The organism is Roseateles amylovorans, assembly GCF_025398155.2.
In the GTDB taxonomy this organism is placed as follows: domain Bacteria; phylum Pseudomonadota; class Gammaproteobacteria; order Burkholderiales; family Burkholderiaceae_C; genus Roseateles; species Roseateles amylovorans.
In genome coordinates, this window is record NZ_CP104562.2 from 2,169,735 (window position 1) to 2,193,421 (window position 23,687).

The window sequence follows — 23,687 nt, forward strand, 5'->3', positions numbered from 1 at the left end:
GCCTGAACCGGCGCAAGCCGGGTTCAAAAGAAAACCCCAGTGCATTGAGTTGCCTGGGGTTTTTTCATGTCCGCTTGGCGGGATGCCCGACACGTGCGCGCTGCCCGCGCCGCCCCGCGATTACAGCTACTCACAAGTCGTTGGTAATCGCCCCGTTCTTGCCGCGCGATGGCGTGCTTGCATGCGCAATAGTTCACGCTCTTCGGTGCCCCAAGGGGAATCCCTGGGATGTCTGAAGGGAAGTCCGTCGAGCATCCGCTCCCATAACCATTGACATTTGGGAGACATGAATGCGATTGCTGTCATTGCTTGCCCTGGCCGTGCTGCCTTTCGCCGCTCACGCGGAGATCGTGATCGGACAAACGGCAGGATTCACCGGCCCTGTGGCTGCGAGCGTGGCCGAGACGACCGAGGGAGCCAAGCTCTATATCGACTCGATCAATGCGTCCGGCGGCATCAACGGCCAAACGTTGAAGCTGGTGTCGCTCGACGACAAGTTCGATCCGCCCACTGCCGCGGCCAACGCGCAGAAGCTGATCACGACCGACAACGTGCTGGCGCTGTTCCTGACGCGCGGTACGCCGCACAACCAGGCCATCCTGCCGCTGCTGTCGGCCAACCACATTCCGCTGATTGCGCCGTCGTCCGGTGCGGCGCTGCTGCACAGCCCGGTCAACCCGTGGGTGTTCAATGTGCGGGCCACCTACCAGCGTGAAGCCGAGCGCGCGGTTCGTCACTTGAGCCTGATCGGCATGGAGCGCATCGGCATCGTCCAGGTGGATGATTCCTTCGGCGCGGATGCGGTGATCGGCGCGAATGCTGGTCTGGCGGCCGTCAACAAGGCAGCGGCGTTCTCCGCCAAGTTCGACCGCGCGAAGCCCGACTTCAAGGCCGCCGCGCAAAGCGCGGTGTCGAGCAATGCACAGGCCATCCTGTTCCTGGGCTCCGGCAAGGCGGTGGCGGACGGCATCGCCGCCATTCGCGCTGCAGGCTCCAAGGCGCAGATCGTCACGCTGTCCAACAACGCAGCGCAGGGCTTTGTGGCCTTGCTGGGAGAGAACGCGCGCGGTGTGATCGTGACGCAGGTCTTTCCGTATGAACGCTCCAAGGCCACCAAGCTCGTGACCGAAGCGACCCAGATGTCGCAGGCCAAGGGCAAGGGCGAAATCACCCCGGCCATGATGGAAGGCTTCGCGGCGGCCAAGGTCCTGGTGGAAGGCATCCGGCGCGCGGGACCCAATCCCACCCGCCAGAAGCTGCGAGATACCCTGGAAGCCATGCGCAAGTTCGACATTGGCGGACTGGAAGTCTCCTTCTCGCCGTCGGACCACAGCGGCCTGGATTTCGCGGACCTGTCGATGATCGGCACGGATGGGAAGTTCATGCGATGAGCGCGAACCGCGGCGGTCCCGGGAAGTGACCGTCTCTGACGAAGCGCATGGCATTGAATCAATGCCGCCGCAGCGTCCGCCCGCATGGCAACCCCAGTGCATTGACTTGCCTGGGGTTTTGTCTTTCGTGGGGGAGCCCGGCTTCTGAGCTCGCTTCGGTTCTTCCTTCAGTCGTCATCGATTTTGATGGCGATACGTACATCGCCAGCCCACAGACCGGCCGTGTGAGCACGCCTGCTGCTCAGCAGCGTTGCTCCAGCGATTGGGCGTAGTTATGGGGTGTCGCTGATCGGTCTGATGATCGAGTCTGCAATCGAGAGCGCGCGGTCCCTGTCGGCATCGCTCATCTGACGCAATTTTTGGTCGGCCTCTCGAGCCATTCTCTTGCCCTCGCGAGATTGCTGTGCCCTCAGGAGGCGCACGGTCGCTAGGTCGTAGCCCACCGCCGCCACTTCGTCATTAACGGCGTAGGCCGGCTCCCGCGACATCTCGGCCAGCGTCGCGGCCGCATTCGCATCACCATCCTTGGCGTCGCTGCGCAAGAGGTCTGAAACGTCCTTGAGCCATTGAGCCACCAGCGGGTCATTGGGTCGCAACTGCAAATCTGCGAAATTGCCATGCGGTCCCACGTCAAGCATCGCTTGTGCAGCCCCTGGCACTCTCGCCTCAGCTGCGGAGACGATCCAGCCCGCATAGGCTTGCCGATGAAGCGGCGTCAAGGAATCGCATGTCCCACGCTCGCCAGCAAACAGGGCCTGACGCCTCATCTGCGCAGCGAGTATTTGTCCCGAGCGTTCGAAACTCTCAAGCTGGACGCATTGGGAAACCAGTCCCGCGGCCTCCAACATCCGAACCGGATCCTTTGAATGGATGAGCCGCTCCACGTTGGCACCGATGGTCAGAGGGCGCTGTGCCGTCGGCAAGGAGGGGCTTGGCGTTTCGGGGTGTGTGTGGATTTTTTCGAAGCTGTAGGGTTTCACGCTCTCGCCGGCAGTGAGTGTCGTCTGGCCATCTTCGTCCTGGCCCCACGGGAGCGTCGCCACTGTCGCCACTGGGATCACGGTCACGAGTGCGATGCGTATGCCGAGGCAAAAGTGAGTTTTGAACATTCGAAGAGGGTCACATCTCGATTTCAAAGTGTCCGATAGACAGCCGCTCGCATGCAAACACTGCTTGCTTCAATTCGCTGCTCCAAACCAACCCCAGTTCTTCGGCGGTGTCTAAGACCCGCTCGTTCCCGCCCGAAAGTCACGAATCTCCCTCAACGCGCGCGCCATCGCGCCATCGATCGCGGCAGACTGGGCACTGAAGTTGCCACAGGGCAGGGAAGGGCGCGACAGGCCGGTTTCAGGGCCTGCCACCGCGTCTCCCATCGCCATCCCACTTCATCGGTCCTGTGAGACGCTGCAGGCCCGTTGCGACCCGAATCCCAGCGTCCAACGCATTCAGGCTGGAGGCCGGTACCGTGATCCATCGTGGCGACCCGGGCGCGCTGCCGACGACGGAGGCCGCATGATCTGCGCGCCTCATCCTCGTGATGAACTCGTTCGGCTGAGGGTGCTGGAAAGCTCCGGCCTGCTTGCGACCGACCGGGATCCGTTCCTGGATTCGCTGGTGGTGGCGGTCGCACGCTCCTTCGAATTGCCGATGGCTGCGGTCTCGCTGATCGAGCGCGACCAGCAGTTCTTCAAGGCCAGCGTGGGCCTGCCGACCCGCACGACGCCGCGTGACTGTTCCTTCTGCGCGCATGTGCTGTGGTGGCCCGCACCGTTCGTGGTGCCGGACGCCACCCTGGACGACCGGTTCGCCAACAACCCGCTGGTCACCGGCGAACCGCACATCCGGTTCTATGCCGGCGTGCCCATCTCTCTCCAGGGCGTCTGCCTGGGCACGTTGTGCGTGATGGGGCATTCGCCCAAGAGCGGCCTCGACGATGCAGAGATGCGGCTGCTTCAAGGTGCAGCCATGGCGGTGGAGGAGCGGCTCAATCAGATGACCTCGCCCCAGCCGCGAGAGCGCGCAGAACGGCTCGATCGCGCGGCCCGACGGACGGTGTGACGTGACCCGCCTGGTCGCTCCTGCAAGCCTTGGACGCAAAAGGCCCGCGCGCTGCGGGCCTCTTCGCCGACTCAGCCCCGGCGCGCGCTCAGAGCGCGGCAGCAGGCTGGCCGGCCGACGCCATCGCCTCGGGAATCAGGGTGATGCCGACCGGGACGTCCTCGTCCAGCGGCCGAATGTTCTGCGCCAGTTGTCCTTTCGGGCCCTCCACCAGCTCGTAGCTGACCTTGCCGCCTTGTTTCAGCGTGCGAAAGCCTTCCATCTGAATGGCCGAGAAGTGCGCAAAAACATCGCCCCCGCCTTGTTCGGGCTCAATAAAGCCAAATCCCTTGGCATCGTTGAACCACTTTACCGTGCCTGTAGCCATTTTCTTCTCCATCCCGGTGTCTTGTCGCACCCGGGTCGGATTCTCAAATCCGTGTCAAGCCAGTGTCAATTCAGGAACTCCCCGGGGTCGGCGCGGCTGGAGGTGCCACACTTAGGGTTGGCGGCGCTTTTGGGCGCCGTTCAGTTGGTTTCAAGTAGCCTTGATTGCGGGAGTCCCGTCCCTATGTAGGGAAGTCCCGCTGTTTATAGAATCGGCGCATGCCCTTGCTTTCTCAACAACTCCCGCCAGCGCCTCCTCCGGGCACCCCGCCCGGTCAAGACGACGGCGGATCCACGACGCTGGAGCGTGTCGCTCAGAAAACCGAGCCCCCGCGCCTGTACCAGGTGCTGATGCTCAATGACGACTTCACGCCGATGGAGTTCGTGGTGATGGTGTTGCAGGAGTATTTCCGTCATGACCTGGATACGGCCACCCAGATCATGTTGAAGATCCATCACGAGGGTCGTGCCGTCTGCGGTGTATTCACCAAGGACGTCGCGGCCACCAAGGTCGAAACGGTGCTGGCCGCCGCCCGGCGGGCCGGACATCCTTTGCAGTGCATTATGGAGGCCGCATGATTGCGCAAGAGCTTGAAGTCAGCCTGCACATGGCGTTTGTGGAAGCACGCCAGCAGCGCCACGAGTTCATTACCGTGGAGCATCTGCTGATGGCGCTGCTGGACAATCCGTCCGCGGCTGAAGTGCTGCGCGCCTGCGCAGCCAATATCGAAGACCTGCGCAAGTCGCTTGCGCAGTTCATCAAGGAAAACACCCCCACCGTGGGTGGCACCGATGAGGTGGATACCCAGCCCACGCTGGGTTTCCAACGCGTGATCCAGCGCGCCATCATGCATGTGCAGTCCACCGGCAACGGCAAGAAGGAAGTCACCGGCGCGAATGTGCTGGTGGCGATCTTCGGTGAGAAGGACTCCCACGCGGTGTATTACCTGCATCAGCAGGGCGTCACCCGTCTGGATGTGGTGAACTTCATCGCCCACGGCATCAAGAAGAGCGAACCGCCCGAGCCCCCCAAGGGTCCGGAAGGCAGCGGCCCCGAGTCCGAGCGCGAAGAGGGCGACGCCCAGGGCGGCGGCGGCAAGGGCTCTCCGCTCGAGCAGTTCACCCAGAACCTCAACCAGCTGGCGCGCGACGGCAAGATCGATCCGCTGATCGGTCGCGAGTCCGAGGTCGAGCGCGTGGTGCAGGTGCTGTGCCGCCGTCGCAAGAACAACCCCCTGTTGGTGGGTGAGGCCGGCGTGGGCAAGACCGCCATCGCCGAGGGCCTGGCTTGGCGCATCACCGAAGGCCAGGTGCCGGACGTGCTGGCCGATGCCGTCGTGTATTCGCTGGACATGGGCGCCTTGCTCGCCGGGACCAAGTACCGCGGTGACTTCGAGCAGCGCCTGAAGGCCGTCATCAAGCAGCTCAAGGAGCAGCCGGGCGCCATCCTGTTCATCGACGAAATCCACACGCTGATCGGCGCCGGTGCGGCGTCGGGCGGGACGCTGGATGCGAGCAACCTGCTCAAGCCGGCGCTGTCCTCGGGTCAGCTGAAGTGCATCGGTGCGACCACCTTCAGCGAATACCGCGGCATCTTCGAAAAGGATGCGGCCCTGTCGCGCCGCTTCCAGAAGATCGACGTGGTCGAGCCGTCGGTGGAACAGACCATCGAGATCCTGAAGGGCCTGAAGTCGCGCTTTGAGGAGCATCACAGTGTGAAGTACGCGCTGGGTGCGCTGCAGGCCGCGGCAGAACTCTCGGCCAAGTTCATCAATGACCGCCATCTGCCCGACAAGGCGATCGACGTCATCGACGAGGCCGGTGCCGCCCAGCGCGTGCTGCCCAAGAGCAAGCAGAAGAAGACCATCACCCGCGCCGAGGTGGAGGACATCGTCGCGAAGATCGCGCGCATTCCGCCGGCCTCGGTGTCGTCGGACGACCGCAGCAAGCTCAAGAGCCTGGACCGCGATCTGAAGAGCGTGGTGTTCGGTCAGGATCCGGCCATCGACGCCCTGGCAGCCGCCATCAAGATGGCGCGTTCCGGCCTGGGCAAGCCCGACAAGCCGATCGGCAGCTTCCTGTTCACCGGTCCGACCGGCGTCGGCAAGACCGAGGTGGCCAAGCAGTTGGCCTACATCCTGGGCATCGAGCTGATCCGCTTCGACATGTCCGAGTACATGGAGCGTCATGCGGTCAGCCGCCTGATCGGTGCGCCTCCGGGCTATGTGGGCTTTGACCAGGGCGGTCTGCTCACCGAGGCCATCACCAAGAAGCCGCATGCGGTGCTGCTGCTCGATGAAATCGAGAAGGCCCATCCGGATGTCTTCAATGTGCTGCTGCAGGTGATGGACCATGGCACGCTGACCGACAACAACGGACGCAAGGCCGACTTCCGCAATGTGATGATCATCATGACCACCAATGCGGGTGCCGAGGCCATGCAGAAGTCGACCATCGGCTTCACGACCAAGCGCGAGCAGGGCGACGAAATGGCCGACATCAAGCGGCTGTTCACCCCCGAGTTCCGCAACCGTCTGGATGCGATCGTCCACTTCGGCGGCCTGAACCAGGACATCATCCTGCGGGTGGTGGACAAGTTCCTGCTGCAGCTCGAAAGCCAATTGGGCGAGAAGAAAGTCGAGGTCACGTTCAGCGATGCGCTGCGCAAGCACCTGGCCGAGAAGGGCTTCGATCCGCAGATGGGCGCGCGTCCGATGCAGCGTCTCATCCAGGACACCATCCGCCGAGCGCTGGCCGACGAACTCCTGTTCGGTCGTCTGGTGGAGGGCGGTCGCCTGAACGTGGATGTGGACGACAAGGGTGAGGTTCAGCTGGACATCACCCCGACCAAGAGCAACAAGCCCAAAGCTGAGCCCGCGACGGCCGATTGACCTGCAGGCCAACAGCTGAACGCTGAAAGGCGCCCCTCGAGGGCGCCACTTCAGCCAGGGCCGAATGCGTCGGCCTCATGATCCAAGGCCGCTGCGGTGAAGACCGCAGCGGCCTTTGTTTTGGCTGTCCGGTGGCTGCCTGGTGTCAGTCCCCGTCCTGTGCAGGATCCTGCTGGAAGAACTCGGCGAGCAGTCGGTACAGCCGCGGCTGTTCCATCAGCAGTTCTCGCGGCGCAACGAAGAAGGCTTCGACGGCGACAGCGAAGAATTCTTCTGGCGCTTCCGCGCCGTAGGGGTCGATCAAGGTGGATGCGCCCGCGTCGACCTGGTCGCAGAACCAGGCCCATTCGGCTTCCATGGTGGCGTGCCATTGCTGACGGGCATGTGCAGTGGCCAGGGCGGGGGATCCATTCACGGCGCCATCACACGCATCGATCACATGGGCGAATTCATGGATCACCACGTTGTAGACCGCGTCATGGCCTTCCAGCCGGTCGACCGCCTCTGGTGTGATCTCGCTCCAGGCCAGCATCAGCGGCCCGCCTTCGTGCGCTTCGCCGACGAGGGCTTCGTCGTATGCATGGACCACGCCATCGTCGTCCATGGTCTCGCGTGGCGCCACCACCTCGCCCTCATGCATCACGATGCCGACGAAGCCGTCATACCAGGACAGCCCCAGTCGCAGCACCGGCAGGCAGGCTTGCGCTGCCACCGCCACCGCCACTTCATCGGTGACGATGAAGCCGCGAGCGCCATGGAACTCCTTGGAAGCGAGGAACAGCGAGCACAGGCGGCGCAGCGCCGTCCGATCGGCCTCGCTGCGGCGGGCGATGAAGGGGTAGTGCGCCAGCGTCAGCTGCCACAGCGGTTCGGGAATCGCGAACTGCGCGAGCTGGCGCTGCTCGCGGCGCTGACGCCATCGATGGAGGAGGCCGGAAAGCATCGGTGGGATTCTGAACGTGGTTGGGTTGAAGCGCAGCGAACGCCCGTCGCAGTCACTGAATGAAGGCGCGGCCAACCGACGGCGGGACGGCCGCCGCCCTCGTCAGGCGGCGTGGCGGGCCTGGGTGACTTCGGTGCGCATCGGTGCGTCTCGCCGGATTCCGGAGGCATCCACCACCAGCACATCGCCACGCTGGGCGTGGTCGAAGTCCCAATCGGACAGCACCACGCGGCGCAGGCCGTCACCCAGGTCATGGTCGGCGGGACGGTGGGTGTGGCCGTGGATCAGGGTGGTGCAGTCGGCAGCGAGCAGCCACTCACGGCTCGCCTGGTCGTCCACATCGGCCCATTGCGAGGGGTCGCGCTGATAGGACCGGCTCTTCGCGCGCAGGTGTCGCGCCAGGGCACGGCGTGCCGAGAGCGGCAGCATCCTCAGCGAGGCCTTGACCCCCGGGCGACGCACCACGGCACGGGCGCGTTGATAGGCGACATCGTCCACGCACAGCAGGTCGCCGTGGCTGAGCAGCCAGCGCTGACCAAAGGCGTCGAAGCGGACCGGATCGTGCAGCAGCCGCAGGCCGCTGTCTTCGGCCATGGGCCAGTCCAGCATGAAATCGCGGTTGCCGTGCATGAAGTACAGCGCGCAACGCCGCGAGGCCTCGCGCAGCAGCATCATGCAATGCTGTTCGAAGGTGCCGGCCTGCCAGCGCGCATCGTCACCGATCCAGGCTTCGAAGATGTCGCCGAGCAGGAAGACCGCATCCGCCGGCGTGGCCGCCAGATGCTGGCGAAAACGCTCCAGGGTCGCCGGGAGGTCCGGCGACAGGTGCAGGTCGGACAGCACGTCCACCCGCCGCCACCCCGGCTCGGCACGCCATCGCGCCAGCGGCTGGGGCAGCGGGAAGGGTGTGTGAATCACTCGACCGCGACGGCGCGCTCGATGATCACCGGATCGACCGGCACATCATCATGGAAACCGGAGCGGCCGGTCTTGACCTTCTCGATCTTGTCGACGATGTCGGTGCCGCCCACGACCTTGCCGAACACCGCATAGCCCCAGCCCGACGGGCTTTCGCTCTTGAAGTTCAGGAACTCGTTGTCGACGGTGTTGATGAAGAACTGCGAGCTCGCCGAGTGCGGGGCGTTGGTACGCGCCATCGCCACGGTGTACTTGTCGTTCTTCAGGCCGTTGTTGGCCTCGTTCTGGATCGGGGCGTCGGTGGGCTTTTGCTTCATGCCGACTTCGAAGCCGCCGCACTGGGCCATGAAGCCCTTGATCACGCGGTGGAAGATCGTGCCGTCATAGTGGCCCTTGGCCACATAGGCCAGGAAATTCGCGACGGACACGGGGGCCTTCGCATCGTCCAGCTCGAGCGTGATCAGGCCCTGGTTGGTGTGCAGTTCGACTTTCTTGCTCATGGTTTGTTCTCCACGGTGGCTTTGTTGATGAGGATGGGGGTGGTGGGCAGGTTCTGGAACGCGGCGTCTCGCGCGCTCGTGGGCACGGCGCGGATCTTGTCGACCACTTCCATGCCCTCGATGACGTAGCCGAAGACCGCGTAGCCGAGGCCGTCGCGGGCATAGCCGGGATCCAGACCCGGGTTGTCCACCACATTGATGAAGAATTGCGAGGTCGCCGAATTCGGATCGCCGGTGCGGGCCATGGCCACGCTGCTGCGGATGTTCAGCATGCCATTGCCCGCTTCTAGCGGGATCGGCGGCTTGGTGGGGCGCTGCTGCAGCTTGGGCGTGTAGCCGCCGGTCTGCACCATGAAGCCATCGATCACGCGATGGAAGATCAGGCCGTTGTAGTGGCCCGCCTTCACATAGTTCAGGAAGTTGGCGACCGTCTTGGGGGCCTTCTCGGGCTCGAGCTGGATGCGGATGTCACCCATCGTGGTGCTGAGCTTGACCACCTGGGCCTGCGCCAGCGAGGCAGCCAGGCCGAGGGTCGCGGCGCCGAGCGCCAGCAGGAATTTGGAAGTCCTCATGGGGTTGCGTGTGTCGACCGTTGGAAACGTGGAGGGAAAGCGAGCCGACCGGCCATGGAGGCCGACCGACCGCTCAGCGCGCGGCGCGTTTGACGCCGTTGAACTCGCTCACGCGCTGCAGCTTCAGGCGAAGGGCGGTGTCGTCACCCAGGGCCTGCTTCAGCGCGCGTTCGTAGGACTGCTGCGCCAGGCGCATCAGCACATCGCCCAGATTCTCCTGCGCCTGTGCATGGTCAGGCTGCAATTCCAGTGCCCGCATCAGCGATTGACGCGCGGGCTCGTATTCACCGCGCGCGGCATGGATCACCGCCAGGTTGTTGTAGGGGTCGGCGAGGTCGGGGAACTCTTCGGTCAGTTTGAGGAAGATCACCCGGGCGCGCTCCAGCTGCTGCTGTTCCATCAGCATGGTGCCGAGGGCAAAGCGCAGGCGGGGATCGTCGGGCGTGGCCTTGAGGGCGTCCTCGGCCACCTTGACCGCCTGGTCGCGTTTGCCGGCGGCCCACAGGGCCTGGGCATCGTCCAGAGCGGCAGCATGCACCGCCGTGCCGCTGAGTACCGCCACGGCGATGCAGAAGGAACGGAGCAGGGGAGTGAGACTGGGCATGGTGGGCGTGTGCTGGCGCTTCTTGTGTTTGGTGTTCGGGGGCGGGTGGCCGCGGCGGGGTCGGGTGATGCGCAGCGGGGGCCCTCCGGGGCGATGGCGTTCGGTCAGGTCCGGCGAGGTCGACCGCATCGGGCCGGGGTCGGCCAGGGTCTGTCCGGAGTTGCCAGACAGTCGGGCCGCTATACTGACGACCATTCTAGAGCGAGCTGTCGTCCCTCGCTTGACCCCGCCTCTTCCGGCCCCGCCCGTCGCTGTGCGTCGGCACCTCCGCACCGGCCGGAACCCCGACAGCGCCATGCCCGCGCCGGGCCGCGATGGTCGAGGCCGGGACTTCTCCAGTGGCCCCACTCATGTCCTCCTTGCGCATTTTCAATACGCTGACCCGTCAGCTGCAGCCTTTTCAACCGATCGATCCGGGCCACGTCCGCATGTATGTATGCGGCATCACCGTCTACGACCTCTGCCACATGGGCCACGCACGGATGAACATTGCGTTCGACGTGGTCTATCGCTGGCTTAAGGCCAGCGGTTATCACACCACCTACGTTCGCAACATCACCGACATCGACGACAAGATCATCCGTCGTGCGCTCGAGCGTGGCCTGACCATCCGCGAGCTGACCGACGAGATGATCGCCGCGATGCACCGCGACTTCGATGCGCTGGGCATTGCCAAGCCCACCCATGAGCCGCGTGCGACCGACTATGTCCCGCAGATGCTGGACATCATCGGCAAGCTCGAGGCCAAGGGCCTGGCCTACCAGTCTGAGGGCGGCGACGTGAACTACGCCGTGCGCAAGTTCGACGGCTACGGCAAGCTCAGCGGCAAGTCGCTGGACCAGTTGCGCGCCGGCGAGCGGGTGGCGGTGGATGGTGGCAAGCAGGATCCGATGGACTTCGTGTTGTGGAAGTCCGCCAAGGCCGAAGAGCCGGCGGAGGCCAAATGGTCCAGCCCCTGGGGTGAGGGTCGTCCGGGCTGGCACATCGAGTGCTCGGCCATGAGTTGCGCCTTGCTGGGCGAACGGTTCGACATCCACGGTGGTGGCATGGACCTGCAGTTCCCCCACCATGAGAACGAGATCGCCCAGAGCGAAGGCGCGTTCGGCCAGCCCTTCGTCAATGTCTGGATGCACAACGGCTTCCTGAACGTCGACAACGAGAAGATGTCCAAGAGCCTGGGCAACTTCTTCACCATCGCCGACGTGCTCAAGAAGTTCGACGGCGAAGCCATCCGCTTCTTCATGCTGCGCACCCAATACCGCAGCCCGTTCAATTTCAGCGATGCCAGCCTGGACGATGCCCGCACGGCGGTGCGCCGTCTGTACACGGCGCTGGACGCGGTGCCCGCGGATGAGGTCGAGATCGACTGGACCCAGGGCCCTGCAGCCGCCTTCAAGGCGGCGATGGACGACGACTTCAACACGCCCGGCGCCCTGGCTGTGCTGTTCGAGCTGGCCAATCAGGTCAACCGCGACCGCTCGTCGGCCGACGCGGGTCTGCTGAAGGCGCTTGGCGGTGTGCTGGGCGTGCTGCAGCAGGTGCCTAAGGCCTATCTGCAAGCCGGCGAGGGTCTGGACGAGTCCGCCATCGAGGCCCAGATCGCTGCACGCGCGGCGGCCAAGGCCGCGCGTGATTTCGCCGAAGCCGACCGCATCCGTCAGGCCCTGGCGGCCCAAGGCATTGAACTGAAGGATTCCGCGTCCGGCACCGCCTGGGTGCGCGTGGCTCAGAAGTCTGGAGAGCAGGCCTGATGGCGCGTGTGGCGACTGCCGGGGTGACCCCGGACTATTGGGACGAGGCTTGCCGTCATCTGGTCAAGCGCGACCGGGTGATGAAGAAGCTCATTCCCCAATTCGGCGAGGCGCGGCTGCAAAGCCGCACCGATGCGTTCACGACGCTGGCGCGATCGATCGTCGGCCAGCAGATTTCGGTCAAGGCCGCGCAGGGCTTGTGGGACAAGTTCCTGGAGCTCATACCCGGCCCGGCCAACCGGATCAAACCGGTGGATGTGCTGGCCCTGGAAAAGACGGCGCTGCGGGCGGCGGGGTTGTCGGTCCGCAAGGTCGAGTACCTGGTCGACCTGGCCCAGCACTTCGAATCCGGACAGGTTCATGTGCGCCAATGGGCGCAGATGGACGACGAAGCCATCATCGAGGAACTCGTGGCCATCCGCGGCATCGGTCGCTGGACGGCCGAGATGTTCCTGATCTTCCACCTGATGCGCCCCAATGTCCTGCCGCTGGATGACCCTGGCCTGATCAAGGGCATCAGCCTCCAGTACTTCAGCGACGAGCCGGTCTCGCGCGCCGAGGCGCGCGAGCTGGGGGAGGGCTGGGCGCCGTATCGCTCGGTGGCCACATGGTACATTTGGCGCAGCCTCGATCCGCTACCGGTGGATTATTGAAACCCTTGCGGCCCCGACCGCGCGTCCGACATCCGGGCGCGGCATGGCGGGACCAAGCGGGGAATTACGGGCGTACCACGGCGCTGACCGCGCGGTGGACACCCGATTCCCCTCCCGCAGGCCATCATCTCTGAGAGACCAAGCAGGATGAGCAAAAAGCACTTTCTAGAATTCGAGCAGCCGATCGCTGAGCTCGAGACCAAGATCGACGAACTCCGCTATGTGCAGAGTGAGTCCGCGGTGGATATCTCGGAAGAGATCGACCGCCTGGGCAAGAAGAGCCACCAGCTCACGAAGGACATTTACGCCAACGTGCTGCCGTGGCAGGTCTACCAGGTGGCGCGCCATCCGCAGCGTCCGCAGACGCTGGACTACTGCTCGGAAGTCTTCACCGAGTTCCAGGAACTGCACGGCGACCGCCATTTCGCGGATGACGCCGCCATCGTCGGCGGCATTGCGCGATTCAACGGCCAGGCGTGCATGGTGATCGGTCACCAGCGCGGGTCTGACGCCAAGGAACGCACCCACCGCAATTTCGGCATGCCGAGGCCCGAGGGCTATCGCAAGGCGCTGCGCCTGCTGAAGCTGGCCGAGAAATTCGGTCTGCCGGTCTTCACCTTCATCGACACCATGGGGGCCTATCCCGGCATCGGTGCCGAGGAGCGCGGACAGTCCGAAGCGATCGGCCGCAACATCTTCGAGATGGCCCAGCTGGAAGTGCCGATCATCGCCACCGTGATCGGTGAAGGCGGCTCCGGCGGCGCTCTGGCCATCGGCGTGGCCGACCAGGTGCTGATGCTGCAGTTCTCCGCCTATTCGGTGATCTCGCCCGAAGGCTGCGCGTCCATCCTGTGGAAGACCGCCGCGCGTGCGCCGGAGGCCGCCGAGGCCCTGGGCATCACTGCGCACCGCCTGAAGGCGCTGGGTCTGATCGACAAGATCGTCAGTGAACCGGTCGGCGGGGCCCACCGTGACCCCAAGCAGATGGCCTCCAACCTCAAGCGCGCCCTCGGCGATGCACTGCGCCAAGTCTCCGACCTGAAGACCAAGGATCTGCTGGAGCGCCGCTACGAGCGCCTGCAGGCCTATGGCCGGTTCAGCGACACCAAGAGCCGCTGAGCCCGCGGCCGGCGAGTCTGCCGGCCCGTCGACGGATCGCGGCGTTGGGTCCGGCCTCGTCGCAGTCGCCTACAGCGGCGGTCGGGACTCGACCGCGCTGCTCCACGCCACCACCTGTTCGGCCGACCAGCTCGGCCTGCGCGTGGTGGCGTTGCACATTCATCATGGACTCAGCACCCAGGCCGATGGCTGGGTGAGCCATGCCCAGGCCCAGGTGGACGCCTGGGCGGCTCGGGGCCTGCCCGTGACGCTTCAGGTCGAGCGGCTGAGCGGACAGCCGGCTGCCGGCGAAAGCACTGAGGCCTGGGCCCGAGCGGGACGGCATGCGGCCTTGCGACGGATGGCCGAAGCGGCAGGCGCCGACCTGCTGCTGCTCGCGCACCATCGCCGTGACCAGGCGGAAACCTTTCTGCTGCAGGCGCTGCGTGGTGCGGGCGCGGCCGGCCTGGCCGCGATGCCGAAGCGGCAATGGCGCCATGGCCTGTGCTGGGCGCGGCCGTGGCTGGATCAGCCCCGTGAGTCGGTCGAGGCCTACCTGAGCGCGCATCGGCTGGAATTCATCGACGACGACAGCAACACCCACACGCGCTTCGCCCGCAACCATCTGCGGCAGGCCGTCTGGCCCGCCTTGCTGGCGCAGGCGCCCGGTGCCGAGACAGCTCTGGCGCGCGCGGCCGAGTGGGCCCAGCAGGCCGTCGCGCTGCAACGGGAAATGGCCGAGGAAGACCTGGCGCGCTGGTCCGATGACGACGGCTTGCGCCAGGCCTGGGCGCAGGCGCTGAGCCCGGCGCGCGCGCTCAATGCCTTGCGCGCGTGGCTGCATCGGGAGGCGGGTCGAGCGGCGCCGTCCACCTTGGTTCAGCGCCTGATGCGTGAGGCGCCGCTGGCCGGTGTGGGTCGCTGGCCGTTCGGGGCTCACGAGGTGCATCTGTACCGAGGCCGGCTAAGGGTCGAAGCAGCTTCGACGCCGCGGGCGGTCGGATCCACGTCGTCAGGGTCCTCGTCGCCGTCGGCGCCGATGCGGAGAGCGTCCTCGCCCCTTGACTTTCTCCCGTCCTTCCCCTCGGTCGCATGCTCGGCTGCACCCTCGACGGCTTCAGGACCCACCGCCCGCGCTGATCTCGATCTCAGCCAACCCGGTCGTTATCCCCTGCCGGATTGGGGCGGCGTGCTGGAGGTGCTCTTGGTGGCGGAGCGTGGCGTGGCGGCTTCCCGGCTCAGCAAGGTCAGCTTGCGTCCGCGCGAAGGCGGCGAGCGGTTTCAGGCGCATGAGCGTGGCCTGCCGCGCGCGCTCAAGAAGTGCTGGCAAAGTGCCGGCATTGCCGCGCCACAGAGGGACGGGCCGCTGCTGTACCTGGGCGACACCTTGCTGTTCGCGCCCGGGTTGGGCCTGGATGCGCGCTGCATCGATCCTGACGCACAGGCGCCGGTGGCGCTGCGCTGGACCCGCGGGCCCGGCTGATCGGGCCGCTGCGGCAGGGGGCGGCCTATAGAATCGGCCGCTGCGGTTGCGGACCGCTGGCGCCCCGCGCAACGGCTCTCGCGATCATGCGGACGCAGCTCGCGTTCATCCCGATTCCTCCAGGGTTTCTGAAGACACTCCCATGGCATTGATCGTTCACAAGTACGGCGGCACCTCGATGGGGTCGACCGACCGCATCCGCAATGTGGCCAAGCGCGTCGCCAAGTGGGCCCGGGCCGGCCACCAGATGGTGGTGGTGCCCTCGGCCATGAGCGGCGAGACCAACCGCCTGCTGGGCCTGGCCAAGGAGCTCTCGCCTGCGAGCAGCTCGCCCTCGCTGATGCGCGAGATGGACATGATCGCCGCCACCGGCGAGCAGGTCTCGGTCGGTCTGCTGGCCATCGCGCTGCAGGCCGAAGGCCTGGAAGCGGTCAGCTACACCGGCTGGCAGGTGCCGGTGGCCACGGATTCGTCCTACACCAAGGCCCGCATCGAAAGCATCGACGACGCCAAGGTGCGTGCCGACCTGAGCGCCGGCAAGGTGGTGGTCATCGCCGGCTTCCAGGGCGTCGATGAGGACAACAACATCACCACGCTCGGTCGTGGCGGTTCAGACACCTCGGCCGTGGCGATTGCCGCCGCGATGAAGGCCGATGAATGCCTCATCTACACGGATGTGGATGGTGTCTACACCACCGACCCGCGCATCGTGCCCGAAGCCCGCCGGCTGCACACCATCAGCTTCGAAGAGATGCTGGAGATGGCTTCGCTGGGGTCGAAGATCCTGCAGATCCGCTCGGTGGAATTCGCGGGCAAGTACCGCGTGCCGCTGCGGGTGCTGTCCAGCTTCACCAACTGGGACATCGATATCAACGAGGAAGCCAAGTCCGGCACCTTGATCACTTTTGAAGAGGACGAAAAAATGGAACAAGCCGTCGTCTCGGGCATTGCCTTCAACCGCGACGAAGCCAAGGTGACCCTGCTGGGCGTGCCCGACAAGCCGGGCATCGCGTTCCAGATCCTGGGCCCGGTGGCGGATGCAAACATCGACGTCGATGTGATCATCCAGAACGTCTCCCAGGACGGCAAGACCGACTTCTCCTTCACCGTGCACCGCAACGACTACCAGCGCGCGATGGAGCTGCTGGAAAAGACCGTCGGCCCCGCGGTGCAGGCGGCGAAGGTCCAGGGCGACACTCGCATCTGCAAGGTGTCGATTGTGGGCATCGGCATGCGTTCGCATGTGGGCGTGGCCTCGAAGATGTTCCGCTCGCTGTCGGAAGAGGGCATCAACATCCAGATGATCACCACCAGCGAGATCAAGACCTCGGTCGTGATCGACGAGAAGTACATGGAGCTCGCCGTGCGCGCGCTGCATCGCGCCTTCGATCTGGATCAGGACGCGGCCTGAAAGACGCGTCACGCGGTGGTCGGCGCACCGCTCGGAAGCCGACCGCTGCGGCATTCGCGGCGCTGACGCATTCGTTATTGCGTCAATGGCGCGAGTTCTTGATGTGATTTGATGGTCGAGTTCACTTGAGCGTGCAAAAAGCCGTGCTATAGTCTCGGCTTCTCCGGTTGGAGACGTGACCGAGAGGCCGAAGGTGCTCCCCTGCTAAGGGAGTATGTGAGCTAAAACTTGCATCGAGGGTTCGAATCCCTCCGTCTCCGCCAACCAGAATGTGAGACCCCCCGCAGCGAAAGTTGCGGGGGGTTTTCTCATTGGCGCGTCCGTTTCGTCATCGATGGTCAGGGCAGTGGGGCGTGGTGCCGAAGGGTCGCCGGCAGCGGGCCGTTTGCACTGTTGGATGTTGCCTATCGATACCGTCTCGAAGCCGCCTCGCGCCTGCGGTGCGAGGGTTCTGTTCTACATTGGGATGCATGTACACGCCCAAGCAATTCGACGTGCCTGACCTTTCCATGGCGCGGCTGCTGATCGACCAGCACCCGCTCGCCACCCTGATCCTCAAGGATCCGACGCACGGGCTGTCGGCAACACCTGTCCCCATGATCTGGGGGGCAGAAAAGACGGGCAACGGCTGGTGGCTGGAAGGCCATCTCGCTCGCGCGAATCCGCACGTCGCGGCGCTGAGCAGCGCCGACGCCGGCGAGGTGCTGGTGCAGTTCAGCGGCCCGGGCGCCTATGTGTCCCCGCGCCACTACGATTCGCCGATGGCGGTCCCCACCTGGAACTACCTGACGCTGCAGGTGCATGGGCGCGTGCAGATCCTCGATCATCCGCTCGACAAGGACAACCTGCTCAAGCGCCTGATCGCCACGCAGGAGCCGGCCTATGCCAAGCAATGGAGCGGTCTGCCGGCCGACTTCCAGGGCAAGCTGCTGGGTGCGATCGTTGGCTTCCGTGTGCCGGTGGAGCGCAGCAAGCTCAAGGTCAAGCTGAGCCAGAACCGAACCCCGGGCGAGCGCGAGCGCATCATGGCGCACCAGCGTGAAGGCACGCACGACGAGCAACTGCTGGCGCGTTGGATGTCTGTGCTCCAGCGCTGAAGTCAGACCTCGCCACGCGGTCTGCTCCGACAGGCGCTGCGCCTAGAAAAAAGCCCGCTGCATGCGGGCTTTTTCGCGTCCATGAGGAGGGTGGATCACATCCCCGCGTAGTTCGGTCCGCCGCCGCCTTCGGGCGTCACCCAGACGATGTTCTGGGTCGGATCCTTGATGTCGCAGGTCTTGCAGTGCACGCAGTTCTGCGCATTGATCTGCAGGCGCTCGGTGCCGCCATCGTTCACGAATTCGTACACGCCGGCCGGGCAGTAGCGGCTTTCGGGGCCGGCGTACTTCGCCAGGTTGATCTGCACCGGCACGCTGTTGTCCTTGAGCGTGAGGTGGGCCGGCTGGTTCTCTTCATGGTTGGTGTTGGACACGAACACCGAGGAGAGCCGGTCGAAGGTCAGCTTGCCGTCGGGCTTGGGATAGCTGATCTTGGGCATCTCCGCCGCCGGACGCAGGTAGACATGGTCGGGCTGATCACGGTGGATGGTCCAGGGCGGCCGCTTCATGCCCAGCTTGGGCAGCAACCATTGCTCGATGCCGGTCATCAGCGTGCCAACGGTGTTGCCCTTCTTGAACCAGGTCTTGAAGTTGCGCGACTGGTCCAGCTCCTCACGCAGCCAGCTCTTGTCGAACGCCGCTGGGTAAGCGCTGAGCTCGTCCAGCGAGCGGCCGGCAGCCAGTGCGTCGACCAGCGCCTCGGCGCACAGCATGCCGGTCTTGATGGCCGCATGGCTGCCCTTGATGCGGGCCGCGTTCAGGTAGCCCGCATCGCATCCCACCAGCGCGCCGCCCGGAAACACCGTCTTGGGCAGGCTCAGCAGACCGCCGGCGGTGATGGCGCGCGCGCCATAGCCCAGACGCTTGCCGCCTTCGATGTGCTTGCGGATGCTGGGGTGGGTCTTCCAGCGCTGCATTTCCTCGAAGGGCGACAGCCACGGATTCTTGTAGTCCAGGCCGACCACGAAGCCCAGCGTCACTTTGTTGCCTTCCAGGTGATAGAGGAAGCCGCCGCCGTAGGTCTCGCTGTCCATCGGCCAGCCAGCGGTGTGCACCACTTGGCCGGGCTGGGCCTTGTCGGCCGGCACTTCCCACAGCTCCTTGATGCCGATGGCATAGGTCTGCGGATCCTTGCCCGCATCGAGCTGGTACTTGGCGATCAACTGCTTGCCGAGATGGCCGCGAGCGCCCTCGGCAAAGATCGTGTACTTGCCGAGCAATTCCATGCCCAGCTGGAAACCGTCATGCGGTTCGCCATCCTTGCCCACGCCGACATTGCCGGTGGACACGCCCTTGACCCGGCCTTGCTCGTCATAGATCAGCTCCGCGGCGGCGAAGCCGGGGAAGATCTCCACCCCCAGCGCCTCGGCCTGCTCGCCCAGCCACTTGGTGACCGCACCGAGCGACACCACATAGTTGCCGTGGTTGTGGAAGCATTGCGGGATCAGCCATTGCGGTGTGTCCTGCGCACCGGTCTCGTTCAGGAACAGCACCTGATCGCCGCTCACCGGCTGGTTCAGCGGCGCGCCGAGTTCCTTCCAGTTGGGGAAGAGCTCGGTGATCGCCTTCGGATCCATCACCGCGCCGGACAGAATGTGGGCGCCCGGCTCCGAGCCCTTCTCCAGCACCACCACCGAGATCTCCTGACCCTTCTCCGCAGCCAGTTGCTTCACGCGGATGGCCGTGGCCAAGCCAGCAGGCCCGCCTCCGACCACCACCACGTCGTAGTCCATGCTGTCGCGCGGACCGTACTGGGCAACAAGTTCTTCGGAGGTCATGGTCATCCTTGTTTGTTCTCGTGAAGACACCACGGCGCAGACAGCGGCGGTGCGGTTTGCGGCGCATTCTAGCCGTGCAGAATCAAAAAAAGAACGGTCGTGCTTTTTGACTGAGGCAGTCGCCATCACCCGGTCGGCAGATGCCGTGCCCGGGGCCGCGTCGTAGGATGCGTGCGCCATTCCAGAGGAGTTGTCGATGAGCATCCAGATCCAGCGTGACAAGACCGGCCCGATGCGCCAGACCGTGCGCATCCGCCAGCATCAACTGACCGCGGACCAGTCGGTCGCCGGCGGCGGTGAGGATGCGGGCCCCGATCCGCATGACCTCTACGACGCCGCGCTGGGCGCCTGCAAGGCGCTGACGGTGCTTTGGTATGCGCAGCGCAAGGGCCTGCCGGTGGAGGATGTGCAGGTGCAGGTCGAGCGGGACGGATCGCAGGAACAGCAGGGCGTCTACAAGCTGCGCACCACGCTGACGCTGGTCGGCGAGCTCAGCCCCGACGATCGCCAGCGGCTGTTGCAGGTGGCGGCGAAATGCCCGGTCCACAAGCTGATGACGCAGGTGACGACGGAAATCGAAACCGTCCTCGCTGAATAAGCCGACGCCTGATCCGAACTCGATCCGTACTCGGTCTGCGCAGGCGCTCTGCGCCCCCGATTGCGAAGTCCAAACGCCCACGTTGGCCCAAGCGATCTGGCGTGGGTTCGCTGTGGCTTGGCCCGTTGCGATGCGAATCAATTTCCGATTCGCGGCGGGGTTGGCGGGTCCTGCATGCGTGCTATCGTCCCCGGCAATGTTTCTTGGTCGTACGGGAAGTTTTCGAGAGACCTTGCCATGAGCTACAGCATTGACCTGGAGGGCCGTGTCGCCCTCGTCACCGGCGCTTCCAGCGGATTGGGCGCCCAGTTTGCGAAAACCCTGGCCAAAGCCGGCGCCTGCGTGGTGCTGGCGGGCCGGCGAGTGGAGCGCCTGAAGGCGCTGCGCGCCGAGATCGAGGCCGGCGGCGGCGATGCGCATGTCGTCGCCATGGACGTGACCGACATCGACAGCATCAAGGCCGCCATCGCGCGCGCCGAGACCGAGGTCGGCACGCTGGACATCCTGATCAACAACTCTGGTGTGAGCACCACGCAGCGGCTGGTGGATGTCACGCCGGAGGACTACGGCTTCGTGATGGACACGAATGTGCGGGGCGCCTTCTTCGTGGCCCAGGAAGTCGGCAAGCGCATGCTGGCGCGTGCCCGCGGCGCGGCACCGGGCACCTACACCGGGGGACGCATCGTCAACATCGCGTCGATGGCGGGTTTGCGGGTGCTCTCGCAGATCGGCGTCTATGCCATGAGCAAGGCGGCGGTCATCCACATGACCCGCGCCATGGCGCTGGAATGGGGCAAGTTCGACATCAACGTCAACGCCATCTGCCCCGGCTACATCGACACCGAGATCAACCACCATCACTGGCAGACCGAGCAGGGTCGCAAGCTGGTGGAGTTGCTGCCGCGCAAGCGGGTCGGCTTGCCGCAGGACCTGGACACCACGCTGCTGATGTTGTGTGCCAAGGAAAGCCGGTTCATCAACGGCGCGGTCATCCAGGCCGACGACGGTTTCGGCGTTTGAGGTGGTGGAGCCATGGCCTTGCGTGAACTGAGCGCGCTGGAAGCGCGCGTGCTGGCGGTGTTGGTGGAGAAGGAATCCACCGTGCCGGACAGCTATCCGATGTCCCTCAACAGCCTGACCTTGGGCGTCAACCAGAAGACCGCCCGGGATCCGGTGATGAGCGCGAGCGAGTCCGAGGTGGCCGCGGTGCTGGACGAGCTCAAGTCGATGAGCCTGGTCCAGAGCGTGAGCGGCAGCCGCGTCGTGCGGTTCGAGCACAACATGAAGCGGGTGCTGGGTGTGCCCGGTCAGGCCGAGGCGCTGTTGGCAGTCTTGATTCTCCGCGGCCCGCAGACGGCGGCCGAACTGCGCCTGAACACCGAGCGTCTGCATCGCTTCGCCGATGTGTCGTCGGTCGAAGGCTTCCTGGACGAACTGGCCGCCCGTGAACCACCGATGGCGCGCAAGCTCGCCAGGGCCCCGGGCGCCCGGGAGTCACGCTGGGCCCATCTGCTGAGTGGCGAGCCGCCGGCTTGGGCCGGCGCTGCGGCCGGAAGTGACATTGCGACAGGCGCGGGCGGTGGCCGGGGTGGCTCATCGTCTGCCGCGCGGGATGAGGAGATCGCGGCCCTGCGTGCCGAGCTGGACGCGCTCAAGGCCACTGTTGCCCGCATCCAGGCCGCCCTGGGCATGGACGAGCCGAATCCCGCATGAAGGACAGCACCAAACGCCAGCTCGCTGGCCTGAGCTTTGCCGTGGTGATGACGCTGGCGGTGCTGCTGCTGATCAGCGTCGGCTTCGGCGGCCTGATGGACAGCCTGCGATCGGTCACGAGCAAGGACGCTGGATCCAGCCGCTGGGTCGTCATCGGCGTCGTGGTGGCGGTGTTCGGCGCATTGCTCTTTTATCGCCTGCGCCGCAGCAGACGACCCAAGTCCGGCGCGGCGCGCAAGGGCGGCTTCGGCGCTTGAGAGACACGCCCGGCCCCGCGCTCGGGCCCCGCTTGGGTTGTGGCCGTGCTCTTCGCCGTGGCTCACCTGCAGGCGTAACACATCTCCCGCTGGGGCGTTGATCGCGCATCGGAACCCCTGATTCGGGTGATGCCTGCTTTTTCGACGGCGCATCGCGGAGCAAGATGGCAGCCATGCACAAGTTCAACGCATTGTTTCGCGCCCAACTGGCGCTTCTGGCGGCGCTGGGGCTGCAGGGCGCGCATGCACAGACGGCCATCGTGATCGGCGGCGCGCTGCGCTACGACAACGACACGGTGTGGCAGCGCATCGTCGACGAGGCCGGCGGGGCCAACAAGGCGCGATTCGCGGTGCTGGCCACCGCGTCCGCCAGTCCCGAGCGCTCGGCGGAACTGATCGTGCAGGCGCTGCAGCGTCACGGGGCCCAGGCCGAGCACATTCCGGTGGCGCCCCGGCTGGAGGGCGCCGACCTCAAGAAGAACCTGGCCGACCCGGCACTGATCGCCAAGGTGCGCGCCTCCAACGCGGTGTTCTTCTCCGGTGGGGCGCAAGGCCTGATCGTGGACACCTTTCAGCCGGATGGCCGCGCCACCCCGATGCTGGAGGCGATCTGGGACGTCTACCGCGAGGGCGGGGTGGTCGCGGGCACCAGCGCGGGGGCGGCGATCATGAGCCGGACCATGTTCCGCGACGCCCTCGATGTGATGAAGGTGATGCGCGGCCAGATGCGCGACGGGCAAGAGGTCGACCAAGGCCTGGGCTTTGTCGGCGATCGCCTGTTCGTCGACCAGCACTTCCTCAAGCGCGGTCGCATCGGCCGCATGCTGCCGTTGATGCTGGCCAAGGGCTATCGGCTGGGCCTGGGCGTGGAAGAGAACAGCGCCGCCGTGGTGCAGGGCCAGCAGATCGAGATCATCGGCGGACGCGGCGCGATGCTGGTGGACCTTCGCGATGCGCGCACCGATCCCAGCATGCCCGGCTTCAATGTGCAGGGTGCCCGGTTGAGCTACCTCGATCACGGCGACCGCCACAACCTGCAGTCGGGCGTCACCACGCCGGGTCGGCGCAAGACGCCGGTGCCGGACCCCGTCCTGCCGCGGCCGGCCGGGCAGGGCGCACCCGCCTGGTCGCATGGACCGGTGGACACCTTCCAGCCGGACATCCTTGGCGACAACCGAATCGTCCAGGCCATGAACGAGCTGATCACCTCACCGGCCGGCGAAGTGCGGGCCATGGCCTCACGCACCCGACCCGGGGCGACCGAGCCCAAGGACCGGATCGGCTTTGTCTTCCGGCTCTACCGGGGCGAGGGCACCCGTGGCTGGTTCAATACCGACGGCCCGGCCGACGACGTCACCATGCTCAATGTGCGGCTGGACGTCCGACCGGTGGCCTTGCCGCCGCCCCCGGCGCCCGAGTCGCCCAGCGCCACCAGCACGACGACCAGCGGATTCGGCCCGGGATCGACATCCGCCGAGGCGGCCGTGAGCGTGGCAACCGGATCCGGCGCGGGCGCGGGCGCGGGGGCCTCGGCCGGCGGCGATCGCTGAATGCGCTGCGTCACCGGGACGAAGCGCCGCTCACGTCGCCCGATCCAAGTGTTCC

The 23,687-nt window shown here is 65.5% G+C and carries 23 protein-coding genes and 1 tRNA gene; 16 read left to right on the forward strand and 8 right to left on the reverse strand.

The window, feature by feature from the left end; all coding sequences use genetic code 11:
* The first annotated feature begins 290 nt into the window (after nucleotides 1-290).
* Nucleotides 291-1,391, forward strand: coding sequence for an ABC transporter substrate-binding protein (locus tag N4261_RS09305; protein WP_261759876.1), 1,101 nt, complete (start codon nucleotides 291-293; stop codon nucleotides 1,389-1,391).
* 272 nt (nucleotides 1,392-1,663) lie between these two features.
* Here the strand turns inward: N4261_RS09305 and N4261_RS09310 are convergent, their stop codons facing one another.
* Nucleotides 1,664-2,500: a hypothetical protein gene (locus tag N4261_RS09310; RefSeq protein WP_261759877.1), complete on the reverse strand. Its 837-nt coding sequence runs from the start codon at nucleotides 2,498-2,500 to the stop codon at nucleotides 1,664-1,666.
* A gap of 403 nt (nucleotides 2,501-2,903) precedes the next feature.
* Between N4261_RS09310 and N4261_RS09315 the strand changes: the two genes are divergently transcribed.
* A complete protein-coding gene (locus N4261_RS09315) occupies nucleotides 2,904-3,449 on the forward strand; it encodes a GAF domain-containing protein (RefSeq protein ID WP_261759878.1) in 546 nt (181 codons plus the stop codon).
* A gap of 88 nt (nucleotides 3,450-3,537) precedes the next feature.
* Here N4261_RS09315 and N4261_RS09320 read toward each other — a convergent pair whose 3' ends face one another.
* Nucleotides 3,538-3,816, reverse strand: a complete 279-nt coding sequence (locus N4261_RS09320) for a cold-shock protein (RefSeq protein ID WP_261760663.1) — start codon at nucleotides 3,814-3,816, stop codon at nucleotides 3,538-3,540.
* Nucleotides 3,817-4,034: 218 nt separating this feature from the next.
* On the opposite strand from N4261_RS09320, the gene clpS reads away from it, so the two are divergent.
* Together clpS and clpA are read left to right on the forward strand one after the other, a co-directional pair.
* Nucleotides 4,035-4,394 (forward strand): ATP-dependent Clp protease adapter ClpS, encoded by a 360-nt coding sequence (clpS, locus tag N4261_RS09325; protein ID WP_261759879.1) that lies wholly within the window; start codon nucleotides 4,035-4,037, stop codon nucleotides 4,392-4,394.
* The gene (gene clpA, locus N4261_RS09330) at nucleotides 4,391-6,706 is read left to right on the forward strand and encodes an ATP-dependent Clp protease ATP-binding subunit ClpA (RefSeq protein WP_261759880.1); all 2,316 of its coding nucleotides are present in this window, start codon (nucleotides 4,391-4,393) and stop codon (nucleotides 6,704-6,706) included. Before clpS ends, clpA begins: the two co-directional genes overlap by 4 nt.
* A 145-nt stretch (nucleotides 6,707-6,851) precedes the next feature.
* Here clpA and N4261_RS09335 read toward each other — a convergent pair whose 3' ends face one another.
* The 5 genes from N4261_RS09335 to N4261_RS09355 all read right to left on the reverse strand — a co-directional run bounded on the left by N4261_RS09335 (nucleotide 6,852) and on the right by N4261_RS09355 (nucleotide 10,243).
* A complete protein-coding gene (locus N4261_RS09335) occupies nucleotides 6,852-7,649 on the reverse strand; it encodes a M90 family metallopeptidase (RefSeq protein ID WP_261759881.1) in 798 nt (265 codons plus the stop codon).
* A 102-nt stretch (nucleotides 7,650-7,751) separates the two neighbouring features.
* Nucleotides 7,752-8,567, reverse strand: a complete 816-nt coding sequence (locus N4261_RS09340) for a UDP-2,3-diacylglucosamine diphosphatase (RefSeq protein WP_261759882.1) — start codon at nucleotides 8,565-8,567, stop codon at nucleotides 7,752-7,754.
* Entirely contained in the window at nucleotides 8,564-9,067 is a 504-nt protein-coding gene (locus tag N4261_RS09345; RefSeq protein WP_261759883.1) for a peptidylprolyl isomerase, read from the reverse strand. The genes N4261_RS09340 and N4261_RS09345 overlap by 4 nt, the downstream gene beginning before the upstream one ends.
* Entirely contained in the window at nucleotides 9,064-9,639 is a 576-nt protein-coding gene (locus tag N4261_RS09350; protein WP_261759884.1) for a peptidylprolyl isomerase, read from the reverse strand. The genes N4261_RS09345 and N4261_RS09350 overlap by 4 nt, the downstream gene beginning before the upstream one ends.
* Before the next feature lie 73 nt (nucleotides 9,640-9,712).
* Nucleotides 9,713-10,243 (reverse strand): tetratricopeptide repeat protein, encoded by a 531-nt coding sequence (locus tag N4261_RS09355; protein ID WP_261759885.1) that lies wholly within the window; start codon nucleotides 10,241-10,243, stop codon nucleotides 9,713-9,715.
* 350 nt (nucleotides 10,244-10,593) lie between these two features.
* Here N4261_RS09355 and cysS point away from each other — a divergent pair, with 350 nt between their 5' ends.
* The 7 genes from cysS to N4261_RS09390 all read left to right on the forward strand — a co-directional run bounded on the left by cysS (nucleotide 10,594) and on the right by N4261_RS09390 (nucleotide 17,736).
* The gene (cysS, locus tag N4261_RS09360) at nucleotides 10,594-11,994 is read left to right on the forward strand and encodes a cysteine--tRNA ligase (RefSeq protein ID WP_261759886.1); all 1,401 of its coding nucleotides are present in this window, start codon (nucleotides 10,594-10,596) and stop codon (nucleotides 11,992-11,994) included.
* Nucleotides 11,994-12,647 carry a DNA-3-methyladenine glycosylase family protein gene (locus N4261_RS09365; protein ID WP_261759887.1) on the forward strand — a complete coding sequence of 218 codons (654 nt, stop codon included), beginning with the start codon at nucleotides 11,994-11,996 and terminating at the stop codon, nucleotides 12,645-12,647. The genes cysS and N4261_RS09365 overlap by 1 nt, the downstream gene beginning before the upstream one ends.
* A 147-nt stretch (nucleotides 12,648-12,794) precedes the next feature.
* The gene (locus tag N4261_RS09370) at nucleotides 12,795-13,766 is read left to right on the forward strand and encodes an acetyl-CoA carboxylase carboxyltransferase subunit alpha (RefSeq protein ID WP_261759888.1); all 972 of its coding nucleotides are present in this window, start codon (nucleotides 12,795-12,797) and stop codon (nucleotides 13,764-13,766) included.
* Nucleotides 13,735-15,228, forward strand: a complete 1,494-nt coding sequence (tilS, locus tag N4261_RS09375; protein WP_261759889.1) for a tRNA lysidine(34) synthetase TilS — start codon at nucleotides 13,735-13,737, stop codon at nucleotides 15,226-15,228. The genes N4261_RS09370 and tilS overlap by 32 nt, the downstream gene beginning before the upstream one ends.
* Nucleotides 15,229-15,370: 142 nt before the next feature.
* The gene (locus N4261_RS09380) at nucleotides 15,371-16,639 is read left to right on the forward strand and encodes an aspartate kinase (protein WP_261759890.1); all 1,269 of its coding nucleotides are present in this window, start codon (nucleotides 15,371-15,373) and stop codon (nucleotides 16,637-16,639) included.
* 169 nt (nucleotides 16,640-16,808) lie between these two features.
* Nucleotides 16,809-16,902 (forward strand) — tRNA-Ser (locus tag N4261_RS09385).
* Between the two features lie 207 nt (nucleotides 16,903-17,109).
* Nucleotides 17,110-17,736, forward strand: a complete 627-nt coding sequence (locus N4261_RS09390; RefSeq protein WP_261759891.1) for an FMN-binding negative transcriptional regulator — start codon at nucleotides 17,110-17,112, stop codon at nucleotides 17,734-17,736.
* A gap of 95 nt (nucleotides 17,737-17,831) precedes the next feature.
* Here N4261_RS09390 and N4261_RS09395 read toward each other — a convergent pair whose 3' ends face one another.
* Entirely contained in the window at nucleotides 17,832-19,514 is a 1,683-nt protein-coding gene (locus N4261_RS09395) for an electron transfer flavoprotein-ubiquinone oxidoreductase (RefSeq protein ID WP_261759892.1), read from the reverse strand.
* A 196-nt stretch (nucleotides 19,515-19,710) separates the two neighbouring features.
* On the opposite strand from N4261_RS09395, the gene N4261_RS09400 reads away from it, so the two are divergent.
* The 5 genes from N4261_RS09400 (at nucleotide 19,711) to N4261_RS09420 (ending at nucleotide 23,632) form a co-directional block, all read left to right on the forward strand.
* Nucleotides 19,711-20,112 (forward strand): OsmC family protein, encoded by a 402-nt coding sequence (locus tag N4261_RS09400; RefSeq protein WP_261759893.1) that lies wholly within the window; start codon nucleotides 19,711-19,713, stop codon nucleotides 20,110-20,112.
* A gap of 237 nt (nucleotides 20,113-20,349) precedes the next feature.
* Nucleotides 20,350-21,132, forward strand: coding sequence for an SDR family oxidoreductase (locus N4261_RS09405; RefSeq protein ID WP_261759894.1), 783 nt, complete (start codon nucleotides 20,350-20,352; stop codon nucleotides 21,130-21,132).
* A gap of 12 nt (nucleotides 21,133-21,144) precedes the next feature.
* Nucleotides 21,145-21,825 carry a YceH family protein gene (locus N4261_RS09410; RefSeq protein ID WP_261759895.1) on the forward strand — a complete coding sequence of 227 codons (681 nt, stop codon included), beginning with the start codon at nucleotides 21,145-21,147 and terminating at the stop codon, nucleotides 21,823-21,825.
* Complete coding sequence (locus N4261_RS09415; RefSeq protein ID WP_261759896.1) at nucleotides 21,822-22,082, forward strand: hypothetical protein; 261 nt, start codon at nucleotides 21,822-21,824, stop codon at nucleotides 22,080-22,082. The genes N4261_RS09410 and N4261_RS09415 overlap by 4 nt, the downstream gene beginning before the upstream one ends.
* Nucleotides 22,083-22,255: 173 nt before the next feature.
* Nucleotides 22,256-23,632: a cyanophycinase gene (locus tag N4261_RS09420; RefSeq protein ID WP_261759897.1), complete on the forward strand. Its 1,377-nt coding sequence runs from the start codon at nucleotides 22,256-22,258 to the stop codon at nucleotides 23,630-23,632.
* Nucleotides 23,633-23,687 lie beyond the last annotated feature (55 nt).

Bases quoted from the DNA above. Each gene is read 5' to 3' on its own strand.
- N4261_RS09305 (WP_261759876.1), top strand. From the start codon at position 291: ATGCGATTGCTGTCATTGCTTGCCCTGGCCGTGCTGCCTTTCGCCGCT.
- N4261_RS09310 (WP_261759877.1), bottom strand. From the start codon at position 2,500: ATGTTCAAAACTCACTTTTGCCTCGGCATACGCATCGCACTCGTGACC.
- N4261_RS09315 (WP_261759878.1), top strand. From the start codon at position 2,904: ATGATCTGCGCGCCTCATCCTCGTGATGAACTCGTTCGGCTGAGGGTG.
- N4261_RS09320 (WP_261760663.1), bottom strand. From the start codon at position 3,816: ATGGCTACAGGCACGGTAAAGTGGTTCAACGATGCCAAGGGATTTGGC.
- clpS (WP_261759879.1), top strand. From the start codon at position 4,035: ATGCCCTTGCTTTCTCAACAACTCCCGCCAGCGCCTCCTCCGGGCACC.
- clpA (WP_261759880.1), top strand. From the start codon at position 4,391: ATGATTGCGCAAGAGCTTGAAGTCAGCCTGCACATGGCGTTTGTGGAA.
- N4261_RS09335 (WP_261759881.1), bottom strand. From the start codon at position 7,649: ATGCTTTCCGGCCTCCTCCATCGATGGCGTCAGCGCCGCGAGCAGCGC.
- N4261_RS09345 (WP_261759883.1), bottom strand. From the start codon at position 9,067: ATGAGCAAGAAAGTCGAACTGCACACCAACCAGGGCCTGATCACGCTC.
- N4261_RS09350 (WP_261759884.1), bottom strand. From the start codon at position 9,639: ATGAGGACTTCCAAATTCCTGCTGGCGCTCGGCGCCGCGACCCTCGGC.
- N4261_RS09355 (WP_261759885.1), bottom strand. From the start codon at position 10,243: ATGCCCAGTCTCACTCCCCTGCTCCGTTCCTTCTGCATCGCCGTGGCG.
- cysS (WP_261759886.1), top strand. From the start codon at position 10,594: ATGTCCTCCTTGCGCATTTTCAATACGCTGACCCGTCAGCTGCAGCCT.
- N4261_RS09365 (WP_261759887.1), top strand. From the start codon at position 11,994: ATGGCGCGTGTGGCGACTGCCGGGGTGACCCCGGACTATTGGGACGAG.
- N4261_RS09370 (WP_261759888.1), top strand. From the start codon at position 12,795: ATGAGCAAAAAGCACTTTCTAGAATTCGAGCAGCCGATCGCTGAGCTC.
- tilS (WP_261759889.1), top strand. From the start codon at position 13,735: ATGGCCGGTTCAGCGACACCAAGAGCCGCTGAGCCCGCGGCCGGCGAG.
- N4261_RS09380 (WP_261759890.1), top strand. From the start codon at position 15,371: ATGGCATTGATCGTTCACAAGTACGGCGGCACCTCGATGGGGTCGACC.
- N4261_RS09390 (WP_261759891.1), top strand. From the start codon at position 17,110: ATGTACACGCCCAAGCAATTCGACGTGCCTGACCTTTCCATGGCGCGG.
- N4261_RS09395 (WP_261759892.1), bottom strand. From the start codon at position 19,514: ATGACCTCCGAAGAACTTGTTGCCCAGTACGGTCCGCGCGACAGCATG.
- N4261_RS09400 (WP_261759893.1), top strand. From the start codon at position 19,711: ATGAGCATCCAGATCCAGCGTGACAAGACCGGCCCGATGCGCCAGACC.
- N4261_RS09405 (WP_261759894.1), top strand. From the start codon at position 20,350: ATGAGCTACAGCATTGACCTGGAGGGCCGTGTCGCCCTCGTCACCGGC.
- N4261_RS09410 (WP_261759895.1), top strand. From the start codon at position 21,145: ATGGCCTTGCGTGAACTGAGCGCGCTGGAAGCGCGCGTGCTGGCGGTG.
- N4261_RS09415 (WP_261759896.1), top strand. From the start codon at position 21,822: ATGAAGGACAGCACCAAACGCCAGCTCGCTGGCCTGAGCTTTGCCGTG.
- N4261_RS09420 (WP_261759897.1), top strand. From the start codon at position 22,256: ATGCACAAGTTCAACGCATTGTTTCGCGCCCAACTGGCGCTTCTGGCG.